This is a genomic window from Nakamurella sp. (genome assembly GCF_044224575.1).
GTDB lineage: Bacteria > Actinomycetota > Actinomycetes > Mycobacteriales > Nakamurellaceae > Nakamurella.
Genome location: NZ_JBGAKE010000009.1, coordinates 145125 through 167341 on the forward strand (window position 1 = coordinate 145125; position 22217 = coordinate 167341).

At 71.5% G+C, this 22217-nt stretch carries 19 protein-coding genes and 1 pseudogene; 9 read left to right on the forward strand and 11 right to left on the reverse strand.

What is annotated here, in order from left to right; translation table 11 throughout:
* Positions 1 to 76: 76 nt before the first annotated feature.
* Positions 77 to 1363 carry an MFS transporter gene (locus ACILSK_RS12565; protein ID WP_395727502.1) on the reverse strand — a complete coding sequence of 429 codons (1287 nt, stop codon included), beginning with the start codon at positions 1361 to 1363 and terminating at the stop codon, positions 77 to 79.
* A 157-nt stretch (positions 1364 to 1520) separates the two neighbouring features.
* On the opposite strand from ACILSK_RS12565, the gene ACILSK_RS12570 reads away from it, so the two are divergent.
* From ACILSK_RS12570 to ACILSK_RS12585, 4 genes are read left to right on the forward strand one after another with little or no spacing between them, the layout of a single operon-like run.
* Entirely contained in the window at positions 1521 to 3260 is a 1740-nt protein-coding gene (locus ACILSK_RS12570) for an ATP-binding protein (RefSeq protein WP_395727503.1), read from the forward strand.
* 11 nt (positions 3261 to 3271) lie between these two features.
* Positions 3272 to 4438, forward strand: a complete 1167-nt coding sequence (locus ACILSK_RS12575) for an exonuclease SbcCD subunit D (RefSeq protein WP_395727504.1) — start codon at positions 3272 to 3274, stop codon at positions 4436 to 4438.
* 9 nt (positions 4439 to 4447) lie between these two features.
* Positions 4448 to 7759: an AAA family ATPase gene (locus tag ACILSK_RS12580; protein ID WP_395727505.1), complete on the forward strand. Its 3312-nt coding sequence runs from the start codon at positions 4448 to 4450 to the stop codon at positions 7757 to 7759.
* A 52-nt stretch (positions 7760 to 7811) separates the two neighbouring features.
* The gene (locus ACILSK_RS12585; protein ID WP_395727566.1) at positions 7812 to 8792 is read left to right on the forward strand and encodes a hypothetical protein; all 981 of its coding nucleotides are present in this window, start codon (positions 7812 to 7814) and stop codon (positions 8790 to 8792) included.
* A gap of 4 nt (positions 8793 to 8796) precedes the next feature.
* Here ACILSK_RS12585 and ACILSK_RS12590 read toward each other — a convergent pair whose 3' ends face one another.
* From ACILSK_RS12590 to ACILSK_RS12600, 3 genes are read right to left on the reverse strand one after another with little or no spacing between them, the layout of a single operon-like run.
* On the reverse strand, positions 8797 to 9705 hold the full coding sequence (locus tag ACILSK_RS12590; protein WP_395727506.1) for an alpha/beta hydrolase: 909 nt from the start codon (positions 9703 to 9705) through the stop codon (positions 8797 to 8799).
* 37 nt (positions 9706 to 9742) lie between these two features.
* Positions 9743 to 10336: a TetR/AcrR family transcriptional regulator gene (locus ACILSK_RS12595; RefSeq protein WP_395727507.1), complete on the reverse strand. Its 594-nt coding sequence runs from the start codon at positions 10334 to 10336 to the stop codon at positions 9743 to 9745.
* A gap of 28 nt (positions 10337 to 10364) precedes the next feature.
* On the reverse strand, positions 10365 to 12218 hold the full coding sequence (locus tag ACILSK_RS12600; RefSeq protein ID WP_395727567.1) for an alpha-amylase family glycosyl hydrolase: 1854 nt from the start codon (positions 12216 to 12218) through the stop codon (positions 10365 to 10367).
* A gap of 148 nt (positions 12219 to 12366) precedes the next feature.
* Here ACILSK_RS12600 and ACILSK_RS12605 point away from each other — a divergent pair, with 148 nt between their 5' ends.
* A complete protein-coding gene (locus ACILSK_RS12605) occupies positions 12367 to 12561 on the forward strand; it encodes a hypothetical protein (RefSeq protein ID WP_395727508.1) in 195 nt (64 codons plus the stop codon).
* 125 nt (positions 12562 to 12686) lie between these two features.
* On the opposite strand, the gene ACILSK_RS12610 is transcribed toward ACILSK_RS12605, so the two are convergent.
* The 6 genes from ACILSK_RS12610 to ACILSK_RS12640 form a co-directional block, all read right to left on the reverse strand.
* Positions 12687 to 14012, reverse strand: coding sequence for an MFS transporter (locus ACILSK_RS12610; protein ID WP_395727509.1), 1326 nt, complete (start codon positions 14010 to 14012; stop codon positions 12687 to 12689).
* Positions 14009 to 14599, reverse strand: a complete 591-nt coding sequence (locus ACILSK_RS12615; protein ID WP_395727510.1) for an ArsR family transcriptional regulator — start codon at positions 14597 to 14599, stop codon at positions 14009 to 14011. Before ACILSK_RS12615 ends, ACILSK_RS12610 begins: the two co-directional genes overlap by 4 nt.
* Before the next feature lie 145 nt (positions 14600 to 14744).
* Positions 14745 to 15077, reverse strand: a complete 333-nt coding sequence (locus ACILSK_RS12620; protein WP_395727511.1) for a TfoX/Sxy family protein — start codon at positions 15075 to 15077, stop codon at positions 14745 to 14747.
* Between the two features lie 22 nt (positions 15078 to 15099).
* Positions 15100 to 16263 (reverse strand): epoxide hydrolase family protein, encoded by a 1164-nt coding sequence (locus tag ACILSK_RS12625; RefSeq protein WP_395727512.1) that lies wholly within the window; start codon positions 16261 to 16263, stop codon positions 15100 to 15102.
* A gap of 116 nt (positions 16264 to 16379) precedes the next feature.
* Positions 16380 to 17243, reverse strand: coding sequence for a polysaccharide deacetylase family protein (locus ACILSK_RS12630; RefSeq protein WP_395727513.1), 864 nt, complete (start codon positions 17241 to 17243; stop codon positions 16380 to 16382).
* Positions 17244 to 17351: 108 nt separating this feature from the next.
* The gene (locus tag ACILSK_RS12640; RefSeq protein ID WP_407077048.1) at positions 17352 to 18758 is read right to left on the reverse strand and encodes an ADP-ribosylglycohydrolase family protein; all 1407 of its coding nucleotides are present in this window, start codon (positions 18756 to 18758) and stop codon (positions 17352 to 17354) included.
* Positions 18759 to 18793: 35 nt separating this feature from the next.
* Here ACILSK_RS12640 and ACILSK_RS12645 point away from each other — a divergent pair, with 35 nt between their 5' ends.
* The 4 genes from ACILSK_RS12645 (at position 18794) to ACILSK_RS12660 (ending at position 21275) form a co-directional block, all read left to right on the forward strand.
* Entirely contained in the window at positions 18794 to 18934 is a 141-nt protein-coding gene (locus tag ACILSK_RS12645) for a hypothetical protein (RefSeq protein ID WP_395727514.1), read from the forward strand.
* A 741-nt stretch (positions 18935 to 19675) separates the two neighbouring features.
* Entirely contained in the window at positions 19676 to 20149 is a 474-nt protein-coding gene (locus tag ACILSK_RS12650) for a hypothetical protein (protein ID WP_395727515.1), read from the forward strand.
* A 563-nt stretch (positions 20150 to 20712) separates the two neighbouring features.
* A complete protein-coding gene (locus ACILSK_RS12655; RefSeq protein ID WP_395727516.1) occupies positions 20713 to 20949 on the forward strand; it encodes a DUF2191 domain-containing protein in 237 nt (78 codons plus the stop codon).
* The gene (locus tag ACILSK_RS12660) at positions 20946 to 21275 is read left to right on the forward strand and encodes a type II toxin-antitoxin system PemK/MazF family toxin (protein ID WP_395727517.1); all 330 of its coding nucleotides are present in this window, start codon (positions 20946 to 20948) and stop codon (positions 21273 to 21275) included. Before ACILSK_RS12655 ends, ACILSK_RS12660 begins: the two co-directional genes overlap by 4 nt.
* A gap of 7 nt (positions 21276 to 21282) precedes the next feature.
* Here ACILSK_RS12660 and ACILSK_RS12665 read toward each other — a convergent pair.
* Positions 21283 to 21974 (reverse strand): annotated as a pseudogene (locus ACILSK_RS12665) (helicase); the annotation flags it as partial.
* Positions 21975 to 22217 lie beyond the last annotated feature (243 nt).

Genomic DNA, 22217 nt, shown 5'->3' on the forward strand with positions numbered 1-22217 from the left:
CGATCTGACAGTGCGTCCGCGCCGACCGTTCCCGCCGCGGCGCGTGCCGGCTCGGTCGCCGTACGGGAAAGCCGGGTCACTCCCCGTCGGCAGTGCGGTGCCGCCGTTCGGCGACCATGTGCTCGTCGGTCCGGGCGTCGTAGCGCCAGAAGTCGCGCAGCACCGTCGCGGTCATGGCGACACCGGCCACACAGGCGAACCCGCCGCTGACGATCGATCCACGCACCGACCACAGATCCGCCACCAGGCCGGCCCGCACCTGCCCGCAGATCGGTCCGAGCGAGTAGGACAGCATCTCGATGCCGGCGAGCCGGCCCCGCATCTGTTCGGGAATGGTCTGGTTCCATACGGTCTCGCGGAAGACTCCGGAGAGCATGTCGGCCGCACCGGCCAGCACCAGGAACCCGAGGGCGATCCAGATCGTGGGTGCCAACCCGACCAGGCCGATGAACAGGCCGTAGCAGGCCGCCGACAGCACGACGGCCCGGCCGTGCCGGTGCACCCGAGCGGTCCAGCCGGAGAGTGCGGTGGCCAATAGCGCGCCGACGGTCTCCGCGGAGTACAGCAGGCCCAACAGCTGCGGGTGCTCGAAGACGTCGTCGGCCAGCGCGGGGAAGAGCACGACCGGGAACGCCAGCACCATCGCCGCGATGTCGACCAGGTAGGTGCCGAGCAGGTCGCGACGGCCCACGGCGTAGCGCCAGCCCTCGGCGATGGCGCGAAGGCTCGGTGGGGTCGTCTCGACCGTGTGCGGGTATGGCCGCAGCAGCACGAACATCGCCGTCGCGACCGCCAGGCCCACCACTTCGACCGCGAAGCACCAGCCGACGCCGACGAACGCGATCAGCAGGCCACCGACAGCCGGGCCGACCAGCATCCCGACCTGCATCCCGAACGCCGACAGCGCGGCGGCCGCCGGGATCTCGTCATGCCGGACCGTGCGGGGCAGCAGCGCCGCGCGACTCGGCCGCTGCAACGCGCCGGCCGCGGCGAGCAGCGCGGCCAGGGTGAAGATCAGCCAGAGGGCGGGCTCCCGGGCAAACGCGTTGACCGCGAGCACGGCCGTCAGCAGCGCCTGCGCGACCCCGGTCCAGATCAGCAACCGCCGCCGGTCGACATGGTCGGCCAGGGCCCCGCCGTACAGACCGAAGACCACCAGCGGCCCCAGTTCGACCAGACCGACGGCTCCGACCGCGAGGTTGGAGTCGGTGAGCGCATAGACCTGGAACGGGATGGCGACGTAGCCGACCATCCCCCCGAGATAGAAAGCGGTGCCGGCCAGGAACAGCAGGCGGAAGTCGCGGGATGTGCGCAGCGGCCGAACATCGATCCGCAGCGCCCGAAGCCTCTCCCGCCAGGTCACAGAACGGCATGGTCGCGCAAACCGGACCGGTGGCGCATCTGAATTGGTGGACCTGTCCGAGCCGGAGTTTCGCCGCCCGCCTGAAGGGCTCGGTCAGACCCTCGGTACATACTCGCTGACGACCGACCACACGGCCGGCGCGAGCGAAGGAGGGGGCGTGTCCGAACCTGCGTCCGGCACCGCGGCCGCGGGCGAGCCGATCGGCCGGGTGCTGGGCACCGAGGACGCCACCCCGCTGCAGTGGCACGTCGCGCTGCAGGAGGGGGACTACCTGCAGCTGGACGACGTGGTCACGACCCGGCGCGAGGTGCCCGGCGTCGGCGAGGTGCTGTTGGCCGGGGTGGTCACCGAGGTGCAAGCCCGGCACGAGGGAGCCAGCTTCGGCTCCGACGTCTTCCTGATCAGCGAGGGCGTGCTCCCCGCCCGGATCCAGGAGACCGCGGAGATCACCACCACCCGGGTCGAACCCGAGTGCTATGTGCCACCCCTCCCCGGCGAACCGGCATTCCGGGCTGTCGGCGAAAGCCGTGACCAGGCTTTGTATTTCGACCGGATGGAGCGCAAGCTCCCGGTCGGCACCGCCCGCGACGGCTCACCGATGTACGTCAATCTCGACTTCGTCGACGGCGCCCGGGGCGCGCACATCTCCATCAGCGGCATCTCCGGCGTCGCGACCAAGACCAGCTACGCCCTGTTCCTGTTGCACTCGCTGTTCCGCTCCGCGGTGCTCGGTCGCCGGACCACCAACACCAAGGCGCTGGTGTTCTCGGTCAAGGGCGAGGATCTGCTGTTCCTGGACCACGCCAACATCCGCCTGGACGACGACCTGCGCGGCAGATACGCCGCCGTCGGGCTGCCCGCCGAGCCGTTCGCCTCGGTCGGCTTCTTCTCCCCGCCCACTCCCGACGATCCCACCGGCCGGCCGCACATCACCGGCCGGACCAGCGGCGTCGAGGCCTTCTGGTGGACCCTGCAGGAGTTCTGCGCCGGCGAGCTGCTGCCGTTCGTGTTCACCGACGCCGAGGACGAGCGACACCAATACACGATGGTGATCCACCAGGTCGCGGCCCGGCTGCGCCGGGAGGCCGAACCGATCGGCCAGGACGGCGCGGTCAAGATCGGCATGAGCACCTGCCGCACCTACTCCGAACTGGTGGACGTCATCATCGCCCGGCTCACCGAGGACGCCACCCGCCCGGAATGGGCCGGCCCGGTCACCGGCGCCGGCACCATCAACGCGTTCATCCGCCGGCTCACCTCCTCCCTCGCCCCGCTCCGCGCCCTGATCCGCGCCGACCTGCCGGACACCGGCCGGCGGCGCATCGATACCACCAATCAGCAGGTCACCGTCGTCGACCTGCACAACTTGCGGGAGCGGGCGCAACGGTTCGTGGTCGGCGTCGTGCTCGCCGCGGAGACCACCCGCAAGGAGGCGGCGGGCCCCGGCGGCCTGCTGTTCACCATGATCGACGAGCTGAACAAGTACGCGCCGCGGGAGGGCAACAGCCCGATCAAGGACGTGCTGCTGGACATCGCCGAACGCGGCCGCAGCCTGGGCATCATCCTGATCGGCGCACAGCAGACCGCCAGCGAGGTGGAGCGCCGCATCGTGTCCAACTCGAGCATCCGGGTGGTCGGCCGGCTCGACGCGGCCGAGGCCGGCCGGCCCGAGTACGGGTTCCTGCCGCCCAGCCAACGGACCCGGGCGACCCTGGCCAAGCCCGGGACGATGTTCGTCTCGCAACCGGAGATCCCGGTGCCACTGGCCGTCGAGTTCCCCTTCCCGGCCTGGGCCACCCGCCAGTCCGAATGCGGTACCCCGCCTCCCGCGCCGGCCACCCGGCCCACCGCGCCGGCGTTCAGCCGGCTGCCTGACGACGATCCGCCGCCGTTCTGAGGACACCAGACATGAAGTTCCTGCACACCGCCGACTGGCACGTCGGCAAGACCCTCAAGGGCCGCAGCCGGCTCGACGAGCAACGCGCCGTGCTCGGCCAGATCATCGGGCACGCCCGCGAGCACGACGTCGACGCGGTGCTGATCGCCGGCGACCTGTACGACACGGCCGCACCCTCCCCCGACGCGCAGCAATTGGTCGTGCAGGCCCTGCTGGCGCTCCGGGACACCGGCGCCAAGGTCATTGCGATCGCCGGGAACCACGACAACGCCGCCACTTTCGACGCCTACCGGCCGCTGATGGACGCGGTCGACATCACCCTGGCCGGCCGGGTGCGCAGCGCCGGAAAGGGCGGTGTGGTCAGCTTCGACGCCCGTTCCACCGGTGAGCGGGTCAACGTCGCCGTGCTGCCGTTCCTGTCCCAGCGGTACGCGGTCAAGGCCGCCCAACTGGTCGCGTCCACCCCGGCCGAGATGTCCCGCGACTACGACGCGATGGTGCGTGAGGTGATCGACGCGCTGGCGGCCTCGTTCACTCCGGGTGCGGTCAACGTCATGATGGCCCACCTCACGGTGGTCGGCGGTGCCTTCGGCGGCGGCGAACGGCAGGCGCAGTCGATCTTCGAGTATCACGTGCCGGCGGCCGCATTCCCGGCCGACGTGCACTACGTCGCGCTCGGCCATCTGCACCGGCGGCAGACTCTGCCGGCGCCCGCCCCCGTGGTGTACAGCGGGTCGCCGTTCGCGGTGGACTTCGGCGAGCAGGACAACATCCCCGTCGTGTGTCTGGTGCAGGCGTCGCCCAGCACTCCGGCGAGAATCACCGACCTGGCCGTCACGGCCGGCCGGCGGTTGCGCACCGTGCACGGAACGGTGGACGAGATCGTCGCCCGCGCCGAGGAATTCGGTGACGACTACCTGCGCGTGTACATCCGCGAACCGGCCCGGGCCGGGCTGCGCGAGGAGGTCACGGACGCGCTGCCGAACGCGTTGGAGGTCCGGATCGACCCCGAGTTCGCCGTCTCGATCGCCGAACGGCAGCCGACCACCGATCATCGCGACCGCTCCCCCGCCGAGCTGTTCGCCGACTTCTGCACCGCCCGGAACGTGGCCGACCCGAAGGTACAGGCCCTGTTCGAGCGGCTGCACGACGAGGTCACGAGCGTCGGACGGGAGTGAGGATCAGCCATGCGACCGGTACGCCTGGACATGAACGGCTTCGCCGCCTTCCGTGACGAGGCCGTCGTCGACTTCACCGACGCCGACTTCTTCGTCCTGGTCGGGGCGACCGGGTCGGGCAAGTCGACGGTCATCGACGCGCTCACCTTCGCCCTCTACGGGACGGTGCCGCGGTGGAACCACCGCAGCATGGTGATGTACGGGCTGGCTCCGACCGCCAACCAGGGCAAGGTGGCGCTGGTCTTCGACGTCGGCGACGAGCGATACATCGTCGCCCGCGAACTGCGCCGCACCAAGGCCGGCGTACACGTGCGCAACGCCCGCCTGGACCGGCTCATCGATCCGACCGCGGCCGGCGGGATCGAAGACGAGATCGAGTCGATCGCCGCCGACAGCGGGGTCACGCCGGCGATCGAGAAGCTGCTCGGCCTGCCCTACGAGCACTTCTGCCAGTGCGTGGTCCTGCCGCAGGGCGAGTTCGCCGACTTTCTGCGGGCCAAACCCGCCGAACGCCGGATGATCCTGCTCAAGCTGCTCGGGGCGGGCCTCTACGCCGACATCGGGCAGCGGGCCAACACCCGGGCGGGCCTGGCCGGACAACGCGTCGATTTGCTCGCCGAACAGCTCGGCGACCTGGCCGACGCCACCGACGAAGCAGAACACGTTGCGAGACAACGGGAATTGGCACTCCGGGCCCTGGACGGGAAGGTCCGGCAGGAGGTTCCGCGGCTGCGATCCGCCGGCCGGGAACTGGAGGCCGCGCAGGAACACCTGGCCGGCCTCGTGGCCGAGCAGGCCGCCCTGGCGGCGATCATCGTCCCCGACGACGTCAACGACCTGGACGCCGCGCACACCGCGGCCGCTCGGGCGCTGGCCGAGGCCGACGCCGCCGAGGCGTCCGCGCGGCGGGACGACCGGACGGCGCGCGAACGGCTGGCCGCCGCCCCCGACCGCGGCCCGCTGGACCGGGCCCTGCGCGACCACGCCGAACTGGCCCGCGTCAGCGGCGCCCTGCCCGAGGCGGAGCAGGCCGCCCGGCAGGCCGCCGAGCGGTTGACCGCCGCCGACCGGGAGAGTGCCGCCGCCGCCACGGCCCTCGAGCAGGCCCGGTCGGTGCGCGACATCGCCCGTGGCTCGGTGGCCGACCTGACCGCTACGGTGGCGCGGGCCGCCGTCGAGATCGGGTTGCTGGACGCGGTCACCGTGCCGGCCGGGCTGGTCGAGTTGGCGAGCCGGACATCGGCCGCCGCGCAGGCGGTCACCGCAACCGCCGCGGCGGTCGCGGCCGCGCAGGAACGGGAGTCGGTCGCACAGGACGCGGTCGCCTCCGCCCCGCCCCGCGGGCCGGTCGAGGAGTCGCTGCGGCTCGTCGACGAGTTGGCCGCGGCGCAGGATCAGGTGGTGCCGCTGGAGCGGCAGCACACCCGGGCCACGGATGGCTTGCGCGCCGCCGAACGCGACCTCGAGGAGGCCAACCGCGAGCGCGACGGTGCTCGGGTCGCCCGCGAGCACGCGTCGATCGCCCACCGGGCCGCCGGGCTGCGGTCCGAACTGGTGGCCGGCGCGGCCTGCCCGGTCTGCGATCAGCCGGTGGCCACGCTGCCGGCTGCGCTCCGGGCCCCGGCCCTCGCCGCGGCCGACGAGGCGGTGCGCGGGTGGGACGCCAAGGTCACCGAGGCACGGGCGGCGCACGCGAAGGCGTCCGCCGCCGAAACGCAGGCAGCCACCAAGCTCGTCGCGGCCCGGCAACACGTCACGGCGCTGCGCGACCGGCTCGCCGACCGCCCCCGCGACCCCGCCGCCCTGCGGCAGTCGCTGGCCGACATCGATGGGCTGGAGGCGGCGCTGCGCGCCGCGTCGGCGCAGGCCCGCACCCGGCGCAGTGAGCACGACCGGGCGGTCGCCGCGGCCGGGCAGCTGCACGCCGAAGCGGCATCGGCCCGCGCCGCCCTGCGCGACGCCCGCGATCCGCTCGTCGCCCTCGGCGCGCCGACGCTCGACGAGACCGAACTGCTCGCCGGGTGGACCGCGCTGGCGACCTGGGCGCGCGACCACGCCGACGTCGCCCGATCCGAACAGCACGCCACCCGACTCGCCTGCGACGCTGCGAAGGAATCGTTCGACCGGGCCCGCGACGCGTTCGTGTCGGCCGACGAGCGCGCCATCACGGCCGGCCGAGCCGTCAACACCGCGACCGGCGCGGTCGAGCGGGCCCGCGCGGAGCTCGACGGGTTGCAGTCGCGGCGGGCCGAACTGACTGGCGATCTGGCGCAGGCGCCCACCGTCGAGCAGGCCACTGCACAGCTGCGCCAGATCGACGACATCACCGCAGCGGTCAGGGATTCCGACCGTGCGCTGGCCGCGGCCGGTGCGGCGCGGACGACGGCGGTCGCCGCGCTCGAGTCGTCGACCGCGGAGGTGGGCCAGGCCTGGCGGGCGCTCCGCTCCGTCCGCGACGGGCTGATCGGCCTCGGTGCCCCCGACCTGCCCGAGGGTTCGGTCCGGACGGCCTGGACGACGCTGTCCGCCTGGGCCGGCGCGGCTGCACGGGCGCGAGGCGCCGCGGTCCCCGACGCGCAGGACGCGGTCACCGTAGCGACGCGACACCGGGACGAGGCGGCCAAGCACCTCACCGACGAGTTCTCCGCGCTCGGCATCGAGATCGACGCGGTCGCCGGCGACGACCTGGCCGATGCCGCGCCCGCGGCCGCTGCCGCTGCGCTGGCCCGGGCCGTGGCCGACCGCGATCGGGTGACCGAGCGACGAGCCCGAGCGAGGTCCGTCGAGCAGGACCTCACCAAGGCCCGGGACGATCAGCAGGTCGCCAAGATGCTCGGCAACCTGTTGCGGAGCAACCAGTTCCCCGAGTGGCTGGAGTCGGCCGCGCTCGACACGCTGGTCATCGACGCCTCGAAGCGGCTGTCCGAGCTGTCCGGCGGGCAGTTCGAACTCACCCACCGGGACGGCGAGTTCATGGTCGTCGACCACGCCGACGCCGACAGCATCCGCAGTGTTCGCACCCTGTCCGGCGGTGAGACCTTCCAGGCCAGCCTGGCTCTCGCACTGGCGCTGAGCACCCAGCTGTCGTCCATGGCCGCCGAGGGTGCGGCCCGGCTGGACTCGATCTTCCTCGACGAGGGCTTCGGCACCCTGGACGAGGCGACCCTGGAGGTGGTGGCGGCCACCTTGGAGAACCTCGCCCAGGGCGACCGGATGGTCGGCGTCGTCACCCACGTCGGCGGCCTGGCCGACCGGATCCCGGTCCGGTTCCGGGTGCGACGCGACTCCCGGACATCGTCGATCGAGCGGGAGGCGCTATGACCTCGCAACCGGTGGCGCATCCGGCGAACGGCCGGCCCGGGGCGCCGACGTGATGCGCTTCGCCGTCGACGGCTGGGATCCGGGCTACGGCAGCACGTTCGAGGTCGACGATGAGCTGGACGCCGCCGCCGCCAATGTGCGGCTGGAGGTGGAGCGGGCGGTCGCCGACTGGGGGCCGGTCCGCCCGGCGGCGCCGCCGGTACCGCCGGGCCGGGTGCTGTTCGTCGACGGGGTGCGCCGGATCGAGGCCCGGGCCTGGATCGACGACCCGCCGGATCTGCTTACCGGCACCGCGCCGGCATCGACCGCCACTGAGGCGATCTGCGCGTCCTACGCCGCGGGCGTCGTGTGCTGCACGGGCGTTCGGGCCCATCTGGAACGCTCACGGGCGCTGCGTGGACTCTTCACCGTCGCCGAGCACGCGGAGTCCATCCGAACCTCGGCCGGGACGTACACCGCCCATCTCGCCGAGCGTCGGCCCCAGCAACCGTTGGCCGCTGCACTGTCCCGCGCCCTGCAGAACCAGCTGGCCGAGATCGAGCTCGAGGTCGCGGCGGGCGCCCGGGCCACCGCTCCGGACGACGACGACCTGCTGGTGGTCGACGGTCCGCTCAGCGGCCGGACCGCGCTGCCCCGCGCGATCGGCTACATCAAGAGCCACCACAGTGCGTACCTCCCGCCCGACCTGCACGCCCAGGTCGGACGGCTCCAGGCGGGCGAGCGGACCCCGGTGTTCCGGATCGGCGACGGCTGGGCCCGGTACTCCTGGTACCTGCGGCTGCCGGGCGCCCCGGGCGCGCCCTGGGCCGGCATCGTGCGGATCGAATGCGCCCCCGACCTGCCGGTCGCCGGCGTCATCGAGCTGGCGACCCTGACCCAGGCGGTGCTCCCCCGGTTCGCCTCGGCCGAGTACAAGGACACCCGGGCCCCGCAGAACCTCTACCCCATCGCCGGTCTGGAGCGCGAGCTGCGTCGCCGGCTGGGCGATCAGCGGCTGCTGTACCGGGCGTTGCGGGTCGCGGCGGCCCAATGAGGGGTCAGGCTGCGGTCCACTCGGATCGGGCGGACCGATCAGCGGCGAGCCCGACGAAATCGGCCACCTGGTCCACGACCACAGCATCGGCGACGATCCGTCGATGACCCAGGCCCTCGGTGGTGATCAAGGTGACCGGCCCGGACCAGCGCTCGGTCAGCTCGACCGAGTGCGCGTACCAGGTCTCCCGGTCCCCACGATCGTGCACGACGAGCAGCGGGATCGACCCGGCGTATTCGGCCAGGCGGCGAACGTCCATGCCCACCACCGGCTCTCCGATCAGGCCGGCGATCCGGTCGTTCATGGCCCGCCGAGTCCGCGGGCCCATGCCGACCAGGGCGGCGAATCGATCGAGATGTCCGTCCAGGTCCTGGACCGGGGCGATCAGCGCCAGCCGCCCCACCGGAAGTCCGCTCCGCTGCACCAACAGTGACGGCAGCACGCCCATGGAATGTGCGATCACCGTGTCAGCCGGTCCGAACCGCCGCATGACGGCGGCGAGTGCCGCGGCGAACTCGACGCCGTGCGTCCGGCCACGCCCGCAGGCACCCGGATCGGACCGACCGTGCGACGGCGCGTCGAATCGGACGACCCGGAATCCGGCCTGGCGCAGCGGCTTCACGAACACCGACAGCTGAGCGCCGCTCCCACCCCAGCCGTGCATCAGGTAGACGACCGGCCCGGTGCCGTAGCTGGTGCCGCGGACCGCACCGTCACCGACCCGGACGGCGAACTCCTCGCCGCCGGCCGGCTCGGCCGGAGCCGCCGGAGCCGCCGGTACGGTCAGCCATCGACGGGCCGCGTAGCGGCCGCCGAGTGCGGGCGCACACTTCTCCGCGGCGGCGAACCCGGCGCGACATCCCGCGTCATGAATACGGACGATCGTGCGCTTTTTTGAGCCTGCGATGCTCATCGCCGCTGCCTCTCGCGGGGGGGTGGAACTGATGGGATCAGTGGGAAGGGCGGGCTCGCTCGATCAGCGCGTCGAAGGCCCGGCGGGTCCGGGTCAGGGCGTGCGGGTCGTGCATCAGGCGGCTGGCGTGGTGGTAGCCGAGCATGAGACTGTGCACTTCGAACGCGAACTGCTCGAGGTCCAGATCTGGGTCGAAATCGCCGTCGGCGACGGCTGTTCCGGCGACCGTGACCAGCATTTCCAGCCAGTCCCGTTCGGCACTGACCAGCGCGTCGCGCAGCTCCCCCGGCCGCTCGTCCAGCTCGACCGCGGCTCCGACGAAAATGCACCCACCGGGCATGATCTCGCTGGCCCAGTGCAGCCAGTTGGCGAACACCGCCCGAACCCGGGGTTCGCCCCGGGAGGTGGCGAGGGCGGGACGCACCACGCAGTCGACGAACCGCTCCTGCGCACGCACCAGCACCTGCAACTGCAACCGGTCCATCGACCCGAAGTGGGCGAACAGGCCACTCTTGCTCATTCCGGTGCGTTCGGCCAGCGAGCCGACGGTCAGCCCGGCGAAACCGTCCCGCGAGGTCACCCGGATCGCCTCGTCGAGGATGGCCCCCTTGGTGGCCGCGCCCTTACTCACGGGCAGACCGTAGCACGGTCGTACTTTTCTACTCAAGGGGGGCGTAGAGCAAGACTCGCCCCCAGTGCGAATTGACGGTCACCGGCGCCGATGCACCGGTGACGGTGACGTCCCAGTAGGTGTCGGACCCGTCGAATCCCGCGAGTAGGTCCGTCCAGCGGCCCGTCCGGGAGAACGGCACGTCAGCGGTCTGCGCGTCGTCCGAGAAGTTCAACATCACCACCACGTTCTCGATCCGACCGTCGTCCAGTTCCGCCCACCGGTGGTAGACGGCGAGCTGCCGGCCGAGATCGACACCGGCTCCGGCCGGGTTGAAGCGGTCGGCGTTCGGATCGGCCCGGTCCGGCCACATCAGCGGCGACCGCAGGGCCGGATGATCGCGGCGGAGGTGGGCCAGTCGCCGGTGCAGGGCGGTCAAGGTGCGCCCGATCGGGTCGGTGGTCAGCTTCCACCGCAGCGGCCGGCTGATTACCCTTCGCCCGGTGTTGTGGTCCTGTTCCGGGACGAAGTGGTCCTCGCCGAACTCCTGACCGTTCGGCACGAGCGGAACCGCAGTCGAGGTGAACAGGGCGATGACGTAGGGCTGGACCTTCCACCATCCGCCCGGCGCCCCCTCGTTGGCGCGGGCCCCCGCCTGCCAGGCCACCTGCGAGTGATCGTGATTGCTCAGGTACAGCGTCGGCACCTTCCCGGCCGTCAGGAACCGACGGTTGTTCAATGCGTCCAGCAGTCCGGGTCCGAGCCGGCCGGACCACAGGTCGTCGAAGGTCCGCCCGTAGAGCGAATTGTCCCAGAAGCTGGTGGCCGCGGTGTCATTGGTCAGCGCGGCGGCCGAGATGTCGATGTGCTCCAGGGTCAGCGAGAACGTCGGCCCCTGGCCGGCCAGATCGTTCAGGATCTCGGGAAGGCCGTGCGGGTTTCCCGGGACGTAGTAGTTGACCGTGTTGTCGAACCGGATTCCATCGATGCCGAAGGCGGCAATCCAGTAGTGACAGACGTCGAGGATGAACTCACCGGTGCAGGTGTTGCCGAAGTCCAGGTCCTGCAGGCCGGGAAAGCTGCCCCCGAAAGGCTCCGCCGTGTAGGGACAGTCGTTGCGATCCCGATACAGCTCGCGATACGGGAACGCGGTGCTGACGTGGTTGAAGACGCCGTCCATGATGACGTGCAGGTTTCGGTCGTGGCAGGCGCTGACCAGCTGCTTGAGCCAGGAGAGCTTTTCGGTCGGCCGGCCGGGCGCGTCCGCGTACCGGCCGCTCACCGAGAAGAACTGGAACGGCTCGTATCCCCAGTCGAAAAGCTCGGTGCGCCAGGCGGTCCAGGGCATGAACAGGATCGCCCCGACACCCAGGTCGGCCAGCCGATCGAGGCGGTCGACGACGGCGTCCAGCGGAGCGCGGCCGCCCCGATAGTCGGCGGTGAAGTCGTCGATCATGAGTTCGTAGACGGTCAACTCATCCAGCGGCCGGCGGCCACCCGGCAGTGGGCGCACCAGGTTCTCAGCCGGGCTGCTCCCGCCCACGACGACGCCCGAGTTCACATCGCGAAGACCGCCGTACCTGGTGCACGGGTCGGTGACGATCCGCGCCTCACCGTTGTCGAATGTCACCAGGTACTTGTATTCGTAAAAGCCCGCCGCCAGATCTGCGGTCGTCGCCGTCCAGAAGGTGCCGGCCGGGTCGCCGTCGTCCCGGGTGAGCAGAAGACCGGCGAGGAAGTCCCAGTCGACGCCGCCCAGTTGCGACTGGAACGACCCGGCCACCCGGATGGATGTGATGTGTGGGTCGAAGCCGGCGGGAAAGAACACCCGGAAACGCACGGCCCCGTGACCGGGGTCCGCCCCGACCTGCCAGGCGCCGCACCCCTGCGCCATGTACGACATCGTCACCGCCGGCCTCCCGCGGATGGTGGGATCGCAATTCAGGTGGCCCGGTGACAGCGTCGGCTCCGTCCCACCATCAGGGTGGCCGCCGGCAGTGGTCCGGTCAACCGGATTTGTCCGGTTCGCCGCGCGGAGATGAGCTCGCCGGGTGACTCATCCGTCGCCGACCAGCTGCACGAGCACGTCCGGCCAGCCGGTCATCGGGTGGGGACGATCCCACTGCGACCGGTTGCGCACTGGGCGCAGCCGCGCGAAGGCCCGGCCGGCGTCCGCCGAGGTGCAGCCGGCGCAGGAGATCTTCCGGGCCACCTCGGCGGAGCGGCAGACCAGGGAGGCGTCGTGATCGCGGTGGTTGTGTCGTCGCGTCGAACAAAGGTGCTCAAGGTCGACATGACGATCGAGCAGGCTTCCCCAATGGTCTGCGAGAACTCAAACAGCAGGCGGAATCCCGCGCGTCCCGGGTGACGGTCAGGCGGCGGCCGCGCGGGCCCGGTCGATCGGGGCGTTGCCGATCCGGGGCCAGGCCCAGGCCAGCAGGACGACCTGGATGACGCCGGACACCAGGAACGGCAGCCGCAACGCCCACTCCCGGCCAACTGTGGGTTCAAGCGCGGCGACCAGCAAGCCGCCGAGCAGCGTGCCGATGGCGATGGTGCCCCAGCCGAAGAACCGGTAGACCGAGTTCACCCGGCCGAGCAGCCGATCGGGAATCAGCGACTGCCGCAACGACACCGTGATCACGTTCCACACCACGATGAACACGCCGGCGACCAGGGTGGCGGACCACAACGGCCAGAAAGCGGACATCAGGCCCGACGCGGCTTCGGCGACCGCCATCACGACGACGCTGACCGCCAGCGCGGTGCCCGACCGGATCCGGCGGGTCAGCCAGGGTGCGACGAACGATCCGATGACCGCGCCGATCGCCGAGCCGGTCATCAGCAGGCCGAATGCGGCGGCATCCAGGCCGGCCACCTCCTGGCCGAACAGCACGAGCACCGCCGTGGCCAGGGCGCTGCACGCGTTCAACACGCCCAGCGAGATCGCCAGGGACCGGAGCAGCCGGTGCCGCCACAACCAGCGAAAGCCCTCGCCGATCTCCCGCCGCAGGCCCGCCCGGGGTCCCTCGCCTTCGGGCGCGCGGAAATGGCCGGCGATGGTGAAGACGATGGCGGCGGCCAGCGCGAACGACCCGGCGCTGACGAAGAACGGCAGGGCCATGCCGGCCGCGAGGAGCAGGCCGGCCACGGGCGGCCCGACGAACTGGTTCGCCACGGTCTCCACCGCCCAGAGCCGGCCGTTGGCCGTCTCGAGCCGCTCGCGCGGCACGATCGATGGGATCAGCGTTTGAGAGCTGTTATCGCTGATCACTTCCGCGAGGCCGACCAGCAGGGCAAGCACGTACAACCCGGCCAGCAGCAGCCCCGCTCGCGCGGGGTTCCCGGTGCCATCCGGGCCGGTCAGCGCGAGCAGCAGGGCGAAGGCCAGCAGCAGCCCGGTCCGCGCGGTGTCGGCCCACGCGATGAGCCGCCGCCGGTCGAACCGGTCGGTGATCGCGCCCACCGGGAGCGAGAACAGCAGCCAGGGGATGCGGGTGGCCGCGGTGACCAAAGCGATCTGCACCGGGTCCCGGGTCAGCACCGACGCCAGCCACGGCACCGCGACGACCTGCAGTCCGTCCGCAAGGTTGGCCGCTCCGGTCGCCACCAGCAGCCGGCGGTAGGCGCCGGTGCCCGCGACGCGCGTGGCGGAGACCTGATCCCCCCGCGGCGGCACCCCGGCTGGGCCGGTCACGGCTCGCCCGCGGTGTCGTCGCTCTCGATCGACCCGGCCGGCAGCCGGGGCCGGTCCGTCGGGTAGATCCCGACGACCAGCCCGAACGTCTGCTCCCCGGCCCGCGGTTCCCGATCGAACTCGTCGAGCATGGCGTGCACCCGGTCGGACCAGGCCTCGGCTCGGCTCGCGGGGATCCGCGCATACCGGACGCCGCCGTTGACCGGCAAGTCGATGCCGGAGGGGACCGCGGCGGCCTCGTCCGCAGCCTGCCGGAACTGCCCGGCGACGGCCCCCGCCGCCTCCCCGACCGGCTCGAACAGGAAGACCCGCGCGGTCCGCCCGTAGTACTTGGCCTCCAACGCCCGCACCCGCCGCGTCCGAACGACCCGGACGAGGCCGGCCGCCTCCAGCGCCTTCAGGTGAAACCCGATGGTTCCCTTGGGCTTTTCTATGATTTGGGCCAGTTCCGAGGTGGTCGCGGCCCGATCGAGCAGCAGGCTGACGATCTGCGAGCGGGTCGGCTCGAACAGCGCGCGGTACTGTGCCGGCTCGGTCAATGCGAGGGTGGCCGCCAGGTCGTAGTCGGGCGCCGATTGGTCTGGCATTCCCGTATGGTCGGCCGATCCCGACCATTGTGTCAAGTACGGCCGCCCCCACCCTCGGAAAGGGTGGGCGGTGGCGCAGCGCGGGCGGCGGGACGGTGTGGTCGGCGGAACGGTGCGGGCGCAGCGGTGCGGGCGGGTGCCTCGCCTACTTGGGCGGCAGCGTCCGCACGAAGGCGACGCCGAGCCCGACCCATTCGGTCAGCTGCTCCTCGGTGTCCACGGCCGCCGGGGCGACGAGGAGCCAGCCGTTCATCTCCCGGCCGCGCATCACCATCCGATCGACGTGCGGGCCGGCCACCAGCTCGTCGGCGCGGGACGGATCGATCCGGAGCAACAGCCCGCCCTGGCCGCTGACGGCCACCGTCATGTGTCCCTCGAGCAGGAACGCCAGCCCGCCGAACATCCGCTTCTCGGACAGCCCACGTTCCGGGGCCAGGATGTCGCGGATCCGCGCGGCCATGTCCTCGTCGTACGCCATGTGCGAAGTCTGCCCGACCGGCTCAGCCGACCGCGGCGCGGTAAGGCCGGAAGAAATCGCGCAGCTCCCGCGCGTACAGCTCGGGCTCCTCGAACGCCGCAAAGTGGCCGCCCCGGGGTGGTTCGGTCACCCGGACGACGTTCGTGGTGCGCTCCAGCCAGGCCCGGGGCGGGTGCAGCAGGTCACCGGGGAACAGCGAGAAGCCGGACGGCACCGCCACCCGGCGGGCGAGTTGGGCGGCCGGGATGGCAGCGTTCGCGTGGTACATCCGCATCGACGAGCCGATCGTCCCGGTCAGCCAGTAGATCGTCAGATTGGTCAGGATCTCGTCCCGGGTGAAGCTGCGGTCGATGTCGCCATCGTTGTCGCTCCACGCCCAGAGCTTTTCCACCATCCACGCGGCCAGCCCGGCCGGCGAATCGGTGAGCCCGACGGCCACCGTCTGCGGCTTGGATCGATGCATCGCCGCGTACGCTCCCTCGGCCGCACCCCAGGACGCGGCGGTCCGGAACCAATCCCGCTCCTCGGGGGCCAGGTCCGCCCCGTCGCCGATGGGCACCGGGACCCCGGCGTCGCTGCGGTGGACGGCCACCACCCGGTCCGGGAAGTCCAACGCCAGGTACCGGGCGACGTGGCTACCGATGTCGCCACCGGCCGCCCCGAATCGCCGATATCCCAGTGCGTCCATCAGCTTCGCCCACAACCCGGCGACGTCGATCGAATTCAGCAGGGGTCCGGGCGGGCGGTCGGACCAGCCGTACCCGGGCATGTCGGGGACGACGACGTCGAACGCGTCGGCCGGGTCGGCGCCGTGCGCACCCGGATCGACCAGCAACGGGATGACCTTGGTGTAGCGCCAGAACGAGTCCGGCCAGCCGTGACCCAGGATCACCGGCATGGCCGGGGCAGCCGCGCGGGCATGGACGAGGTGGATGCGCAGACCGTCGAGCGTGATCCGGAACCGGGGCAGCCGGTTCAGTGCCGCCTCCTGGGCCGGCCAGTCGAAGCCGTCGGCCCAGTAGCCGACCAACTCGCGCAGGTAATCCACCTCGGCACCCAGGGACCAGCCGGCGTCCTCCGGGGCGTCCGGCCACCGGGTGGCCCGGAGCCGGGCCCGAAGGTCGGCCAATGCGGCCGGGTCGGCCGAGGCGGTGAACGGTTCGGGACGGGGCGGGATGTCCGGCACAACGGAACCCTACGACCGTTGCCGCCAGCGTGGATCGGAGCCGAGTGGTGCACTGGCAGACCTCTTGAACCGGCAGCGCGCCACCCGCCTGATGTCCCGGATGCGCCAAGACGCCGTCAGGGGGCCAGCAGGGTCGAGGCGGTCACCGGCGTCAACCCGCGGGCGCTCAGGTCGTCGAGGATGCCGGGCAAGGCTTCGACGGTGCCCGGGTGGCCGAAGTGCATGCTGACCACCGAACCGGCCGTGGCGGCGGCGACGGCCTGCCGGATCGCCCGCGGTCCGGGGTCGGTCCAGTCGGTGGAGTCGATGTCGTAGGACAGGCACGTGGAGTATCCGCTGCGGCCGGCCACCTGCCGGATCTGGTCGGTGGCGTGTTGTGCGCTGGATTGGCGGAAGAACACCCCCGGTGAGCCGGTCAGTTGAACGAGAAGGTCCCGACAGCGGTCGATCTCGTCCTGAATATCGGCCTCGGCGAGGTCGGCCAGAACCGGATGCGTCCAGGTGTGGTTGCCCAGTTCGTGCCCGGCGGAGGCGATGACGCCGGCCAGGTCGGCGTTCGCGGCCAGCCAGGTTCCGACGACCATGACGGTGACGTGCGCCTGACGCGAACCCAGGACATCCAGCACGTTCTGCGCGATGGCGGGGTCACCCGCACCGTGGAACGTCAGCGCCACCTGGGGGCGGGCTCCGCTGCCCCTGGCGACCTCCACCGCGGGCCCACCGGACGGCGCGGCGGTCGACGAGGAAGCGACCGTCGCCGGCGACCCGTCCGCGCTCGACGATGTCGGCGCGGCGCTGGTCGATTCGACCGTCGTCGTCAGGGCCGGGGCGGTGACGGTCCCCGCGGTGGTCGCGGCGGCAGCGCCCGTGGCGTCCGCCGGGCCGGACGGCGTACAGGCCGACGCGGCCGCCAGGACGCCGATCGTCGCCAACAGGTGTCGTCGCGTCAGGCCGCCCGACTCGGGCCGGTCGACCGTCACCGGACGATCCGACGGTGGCCGACGCGTCCGCCCGGGGTCAGGAATGGGAGCCACACCGGCCGGACGCTACCGCCCCCGATGTGAAGTGCGCCGAAGGTCCGGCCGCGCTCATCGAGCCGATTCGTCCAGCACCTGCCGGGCATGCCGGTACTTGGCCGCCAGCCGCTCCCGGGTGGCCGGGTCGAGCAGAGCGGTTCGTTCGGGGGCGGTGTTGTCGGCGATGTCGTGCCGTTTGACGGACAGCGCCAGGGGATCTGCCGCGACCCGCTCGTAGTATCCGTCGCCCTCGCCCGGGCGGCGGGTCATCGCGTCGACCGCTCGGGCGATCCGCGGGCCGAATTCTCCTTCGATGGCGACCAGGGTGACGTCGGTGTCCTCGACGACGTCGTGCAGCCACGCGACGATTTCGGCGTCGTCACCGTCGGCGGCGGCGCGGACCCGAGCGGCGACTCGGGCCGGGTGGTCGATGTACGGAGCGCCGGCCTTGTCGAGCTGTCCCGCGTGGGCGGACCGGGCCAGCTCGGCGGCGGCGTTCACCGGCACCCGCGCCGCGGCCGGCGCGCCGTTCGTCGCGGTCAGGACGGCGAGCCGGGCGAGATCGTCGGCGGTCAGGCCCGGCCATCCGTGCAGCAGCCGTCGCCAGTCCGTGGGCACGGCCGCCGCCCCCCACCGGGCGCCGAGCAGGGCCCCCGCGATCGCCGCGGTGGTGTCGGTGTCGCCGCCGGCCCGGACGGCAAGCTCCAGGGCGGCGGGTAGGTGGCGGGCATCGGCCTGGTGCGGGGCGCGGGTGATCGCCCACCATGCGGTCTGCAGAGCGTGGACCACCCACCCGTTCTTCGGAAAGTCCTGGGGAGAGCCACTTTCAGCTTGATCGAGCAGCGGCCGCCAGAAACGCGCGGTCTCGCCGCCGACCGTGTCCAGGTAGCCGCGGACGCCGTCGAAGGTGCCGTGCAGCACGGCGTGTCGGATCGCGTGCGACCAGATCTGACACGCCTGCGTCGCCCGCCGGTCGTCGTGGGTGAGTGCCGAGACCCGGGCCGCCGCCCGCGCGCAGGCGGCGGCCGCGTCCATGGTGTCCTCCAGATAGGCCAGACCGACGACCGCGGTGCGCATCAAGGATCCGTTGCCGCCCCGGAGACCGCTGATCCGACTGGCCGTCTCGGTCATCACAGCGGCGGTGAGGTCGCGGGCGGAGAGCACCGCCCTGGTCTGGTTGCCGATGTCCTTGGGGTTCGAGTCGTACCACTCGACGAAGCCGGCGGCGACGGCGTCCAGGCCCGCGTCAGTGTTGAGGTCGGCGCCCGTCGCGGTCACCCGGGCGACCGCCAGAGTCATCGACGTGTCGTCGGTCCACTCCCCCGGCGCCCAGTCGAACGGGCCGCCGCCGATCATGCCGATCGTGATGTCCGGGCCGGGATGGGTGAACTCGTACCCTGCGCCCAAGGCGTCGCCGGCCGCGGACGCCAGCAGGGCGCCGGCGGCGCGGTCGAGATGCCCCCGTGATCCGGTCATCATCGCCCCCCATCGTTGGCAACCATCATAGCGCATTCTTGCGCCATCAAATCGACGAATCATGGTCGGACGGCCACGCTGCGCCGAACGGGCACCTCCCCACCTTCGACCGTAGGACCGTCGGCGCGATTCTGGAGTTCCTGGCCGAGCCGGCCGTCGCCGACGCCATCCGGATCTAGACGGCCGGCGACAAGCGGGCGGCCGCAGCACTCGGACTACTCGCCGAAACCGTAGAACCGATGGCGCCGCGACCGGCCCGACCGGCGTTGCGGTGGCTACAGGCCATCGCCCACGAGCGGCTGGGCGAGATCAGGTCGGCCGAGAAGACCCTCAACGAGGCCGAATCGCTTGACCCGTCCTGGCCGTTGACGCTGGTCTCGCTGGCCCGGTACGCCGGCGACCGAGGCGACGCCGAGCGCGGGCTGGCCCTGCTCCGTCGGGCCAACGTGCCGCCGGACGACGAGATGGTGCTCGCCGAGCAGTGGCTGCTCGTCGAGCGGTCGGTGCATGAGGTGGTCTCCGTCCGCCGCGGCCGCGGCCGCGGCATGACGATGCGACCTTCGCACCGGCGACGTCCACGAGGTTCGCGAGGAGACCGTCAGCCGGCAGGTGCGGGCGGGCCAGCTGTACTGCGCCCGGGTCGTTCCGGCGGCCGAGACCATGCAGATCTTCGGCGGACTGGAGCCGGTGGCCATCGGCGAGCGCGACGCACTGATCGCCCTCCTCGACGACTCACCCGACCCGTTCGAGTTGGTCGCCTTCCTGTCCCGCCGGTTCGCCCCGCCGCAGTTGCGGAACACGGAGGGCGAATCGCTGGCGATGTGTGAAGCCACCCTGCGGCTGACTGATCCGGTCGCGGTGAGTGAAGCGCTGGATCAGGAATACGACCGGCGCGACGACCGGTCCGACGACAACCCGGGTTGTTCGAGCACGTCACCACCCATGGCATGGAGCGGATCCGCGCAAGCCTCGAGCTCGACGGCGACGAACTCCACATCCACGCGAACAGCCAGGCCCGTTTCGATCGCCTACTGGCCCGGGTACGGAACCTGGATCCCGCGGCCACGGTGCTGGATGAGACCCGTGAACCCGCAGGCGACCCCGCATCGATGAAGCGCCTCGCCGCACGCACGCCGGCGGCGCCGAACGCGATTCTGGACCCGGCTGCCGATCCGGCCCTCGCGGCGGCCGTGGAGCAGTTCACCGCACAGTACGAGAAGGCCTGGCTCGACGACCCGATCCCCGCGCTCGCCGGTTACACGCCACGCCAGTGCGCGAACGACCCGACCCGTCGGCCCGACCTGATCGCCCTGCTGGACTCGTTCCCGGAGGACGACGGCAGGCCGGGCACGATGAGTCCGGCCCGGTTGCGCGTCCCACTGGGCCTTGGCTGATCCGGCCCGGTCCGCGCCTATCCATCCCGATCCGCGGCGTACATTCGTCGTGCGGGCCCGGACGACGTCCGACCGAAGAACCGACATCGAGGATGCGAGTCGGTCACCCTGGATTGGGCGATGCCCACAGGTGTGGTGCCTCCTTGACGCGCCGGGCCCGCGCCCGGAGCCCCTCCCTCTCGCAGCGACCCTGACCGCAACGAGATCAGTTGTCGTTGCGGGGTCCGAGTAGAAGTTGTTCGGAGCCGAGCACCGAAAGGACGAGCGGCGCGTTGCCGGCGCGCAGCAAGCGCATGCCGGGCGGCCGGTGCACAGCGACACCAGTTCGTCGTGTCCATCCGGCCACCTCACCCTGCGTCGACGACGGTTCTCGGATCGGGGGTGAGGGTAGGAGTGGGTTACAGCACTGACGTTTGGCAGTGCACGCCGCGCGCGATCGCATCGGGCCTTGTCGTGGCAGTTGTCGGCGACATTCGGCAAGGTGTGTTTCGATCCGCGGTCGAGGTGTCCGTTCAGGCCGTTGCCCGCCGAACGTCCTGTCCGCGGAGTGGCATACTGATGGCATGGCTCGCACACGACTGAGCACGACGGTGGATTCGGACCTACTTGCGCACGCCCGCGGCATTCGGTCGGACGTCACCGACGCCGCCATTGTCGACGAGGCGCTCGCAGCTCTGCTGGCTCGCCATCGCGCCGCCGAGGTGGACGCGAGCTATGCCGCTTACGACGAGCATCCACTCGACGAGCCGGATGATTGGGGTGACCTCGCCTCGTTCCGGCGGGCTGCGGCCGCGTCGTGATCGCAATGCCCGCGCGCGGCGAGGTGTGGTGGTGTGAGATGGCCGAGATCGGTCGCCGTCCGGTCGTCGTTCTCTCGCGCGATGCGGTGATCCCTCGGCACGGACGCGCATTGATCGCGCCGTGCACGACGACGATTCGCGGGCTCGTCAGCGAGGTGGTGCTTGAGCCCGGGGACGACCCGGTGCCACGACGTTCGGCGATCAATCTCGATTCGGTCGAGAGTGTCTCGCTGGCCGTCCTGGTCGACCGAATCGGCCGGCTGAGCGATGCTCGAATGCGCCAGGTGTGTGACGCTCTGTCGGTCGCGGTCGACTGCTCGCGCTGATCGAGCGGGCCTTGGCCAGGGTCCAGGGGAACAGGCTGCTTCGGGCGCCGCTGTACGGGGATCCGCCCGGGCCGGCGAACAGCCACCGGTCGGCCAACTCGTGGGCCACCGCGTCCTCCGTGGGCGATGCGGGGACCGTGATGTTGTTCGGCGGCAGCCGCTCGGCCCAGTCGTTGCCGACGACGCCCGCCACCTCGGGGCTGTGCCGGTGCCGCCGGACGACAGGCGTTCCACGGCGTCGCGGGGAAGGTCGCCGCCGGCCGGGACGGCCGCCTGGTCCAGCAGCCGGATCAATTCGGCGAACGAGTCCTTGCGGCCGTTGTGCGGGGTCGCCGACGCGAGGATCAACGCCTCGCTGTTGCGGGCCAGGATGCGGGCCAAGCGGTTATTCAGGGTCAGCGAGTTGGCCAGGTTGTGCGACTCGGCGATGACGACCGCGTCCCACCGCTGCTGCTGCAGGCCGGCGACGTACCGGTCCGATTTGAGGGTGTCGATGGAGACGATGACCCGCTTGTAGTAGGTGAACGGGTTGCGGGTGGCCGGCAGCTTCGGCCGGACCCGCTGGATGCCGGCCGAGTCCAGCCGGACGAACGGCAACGCGAAGCGGGCCCACATCTCCCGCTGCATCTGTTCTAGCACGTGGCGCCGCGAGACGATCAGGATCCGCTCGCCCCGGCCGCGGCGGACCAGTTCGGTCAGCCCCTGCACGTGCACGAGCAGCCCGTCGGCGGTCTGCTCGGTCTACTGGACCAGCCACTCCTCGTCCCGGACGACCACCACCGAGCCCGGTGCGATCGCGAGGTCGGACTCGGTCGACGGTTCGGTCATTGTCACCACCGCGCACCCCCCCAGCTCGCGTCGGGCGGCCGTCGCCCTGGGTGATCGTATCGGGACGGCTACGTCCTGCTACCCGCGATCGTCAACCGAACAAGGGCGACGTCT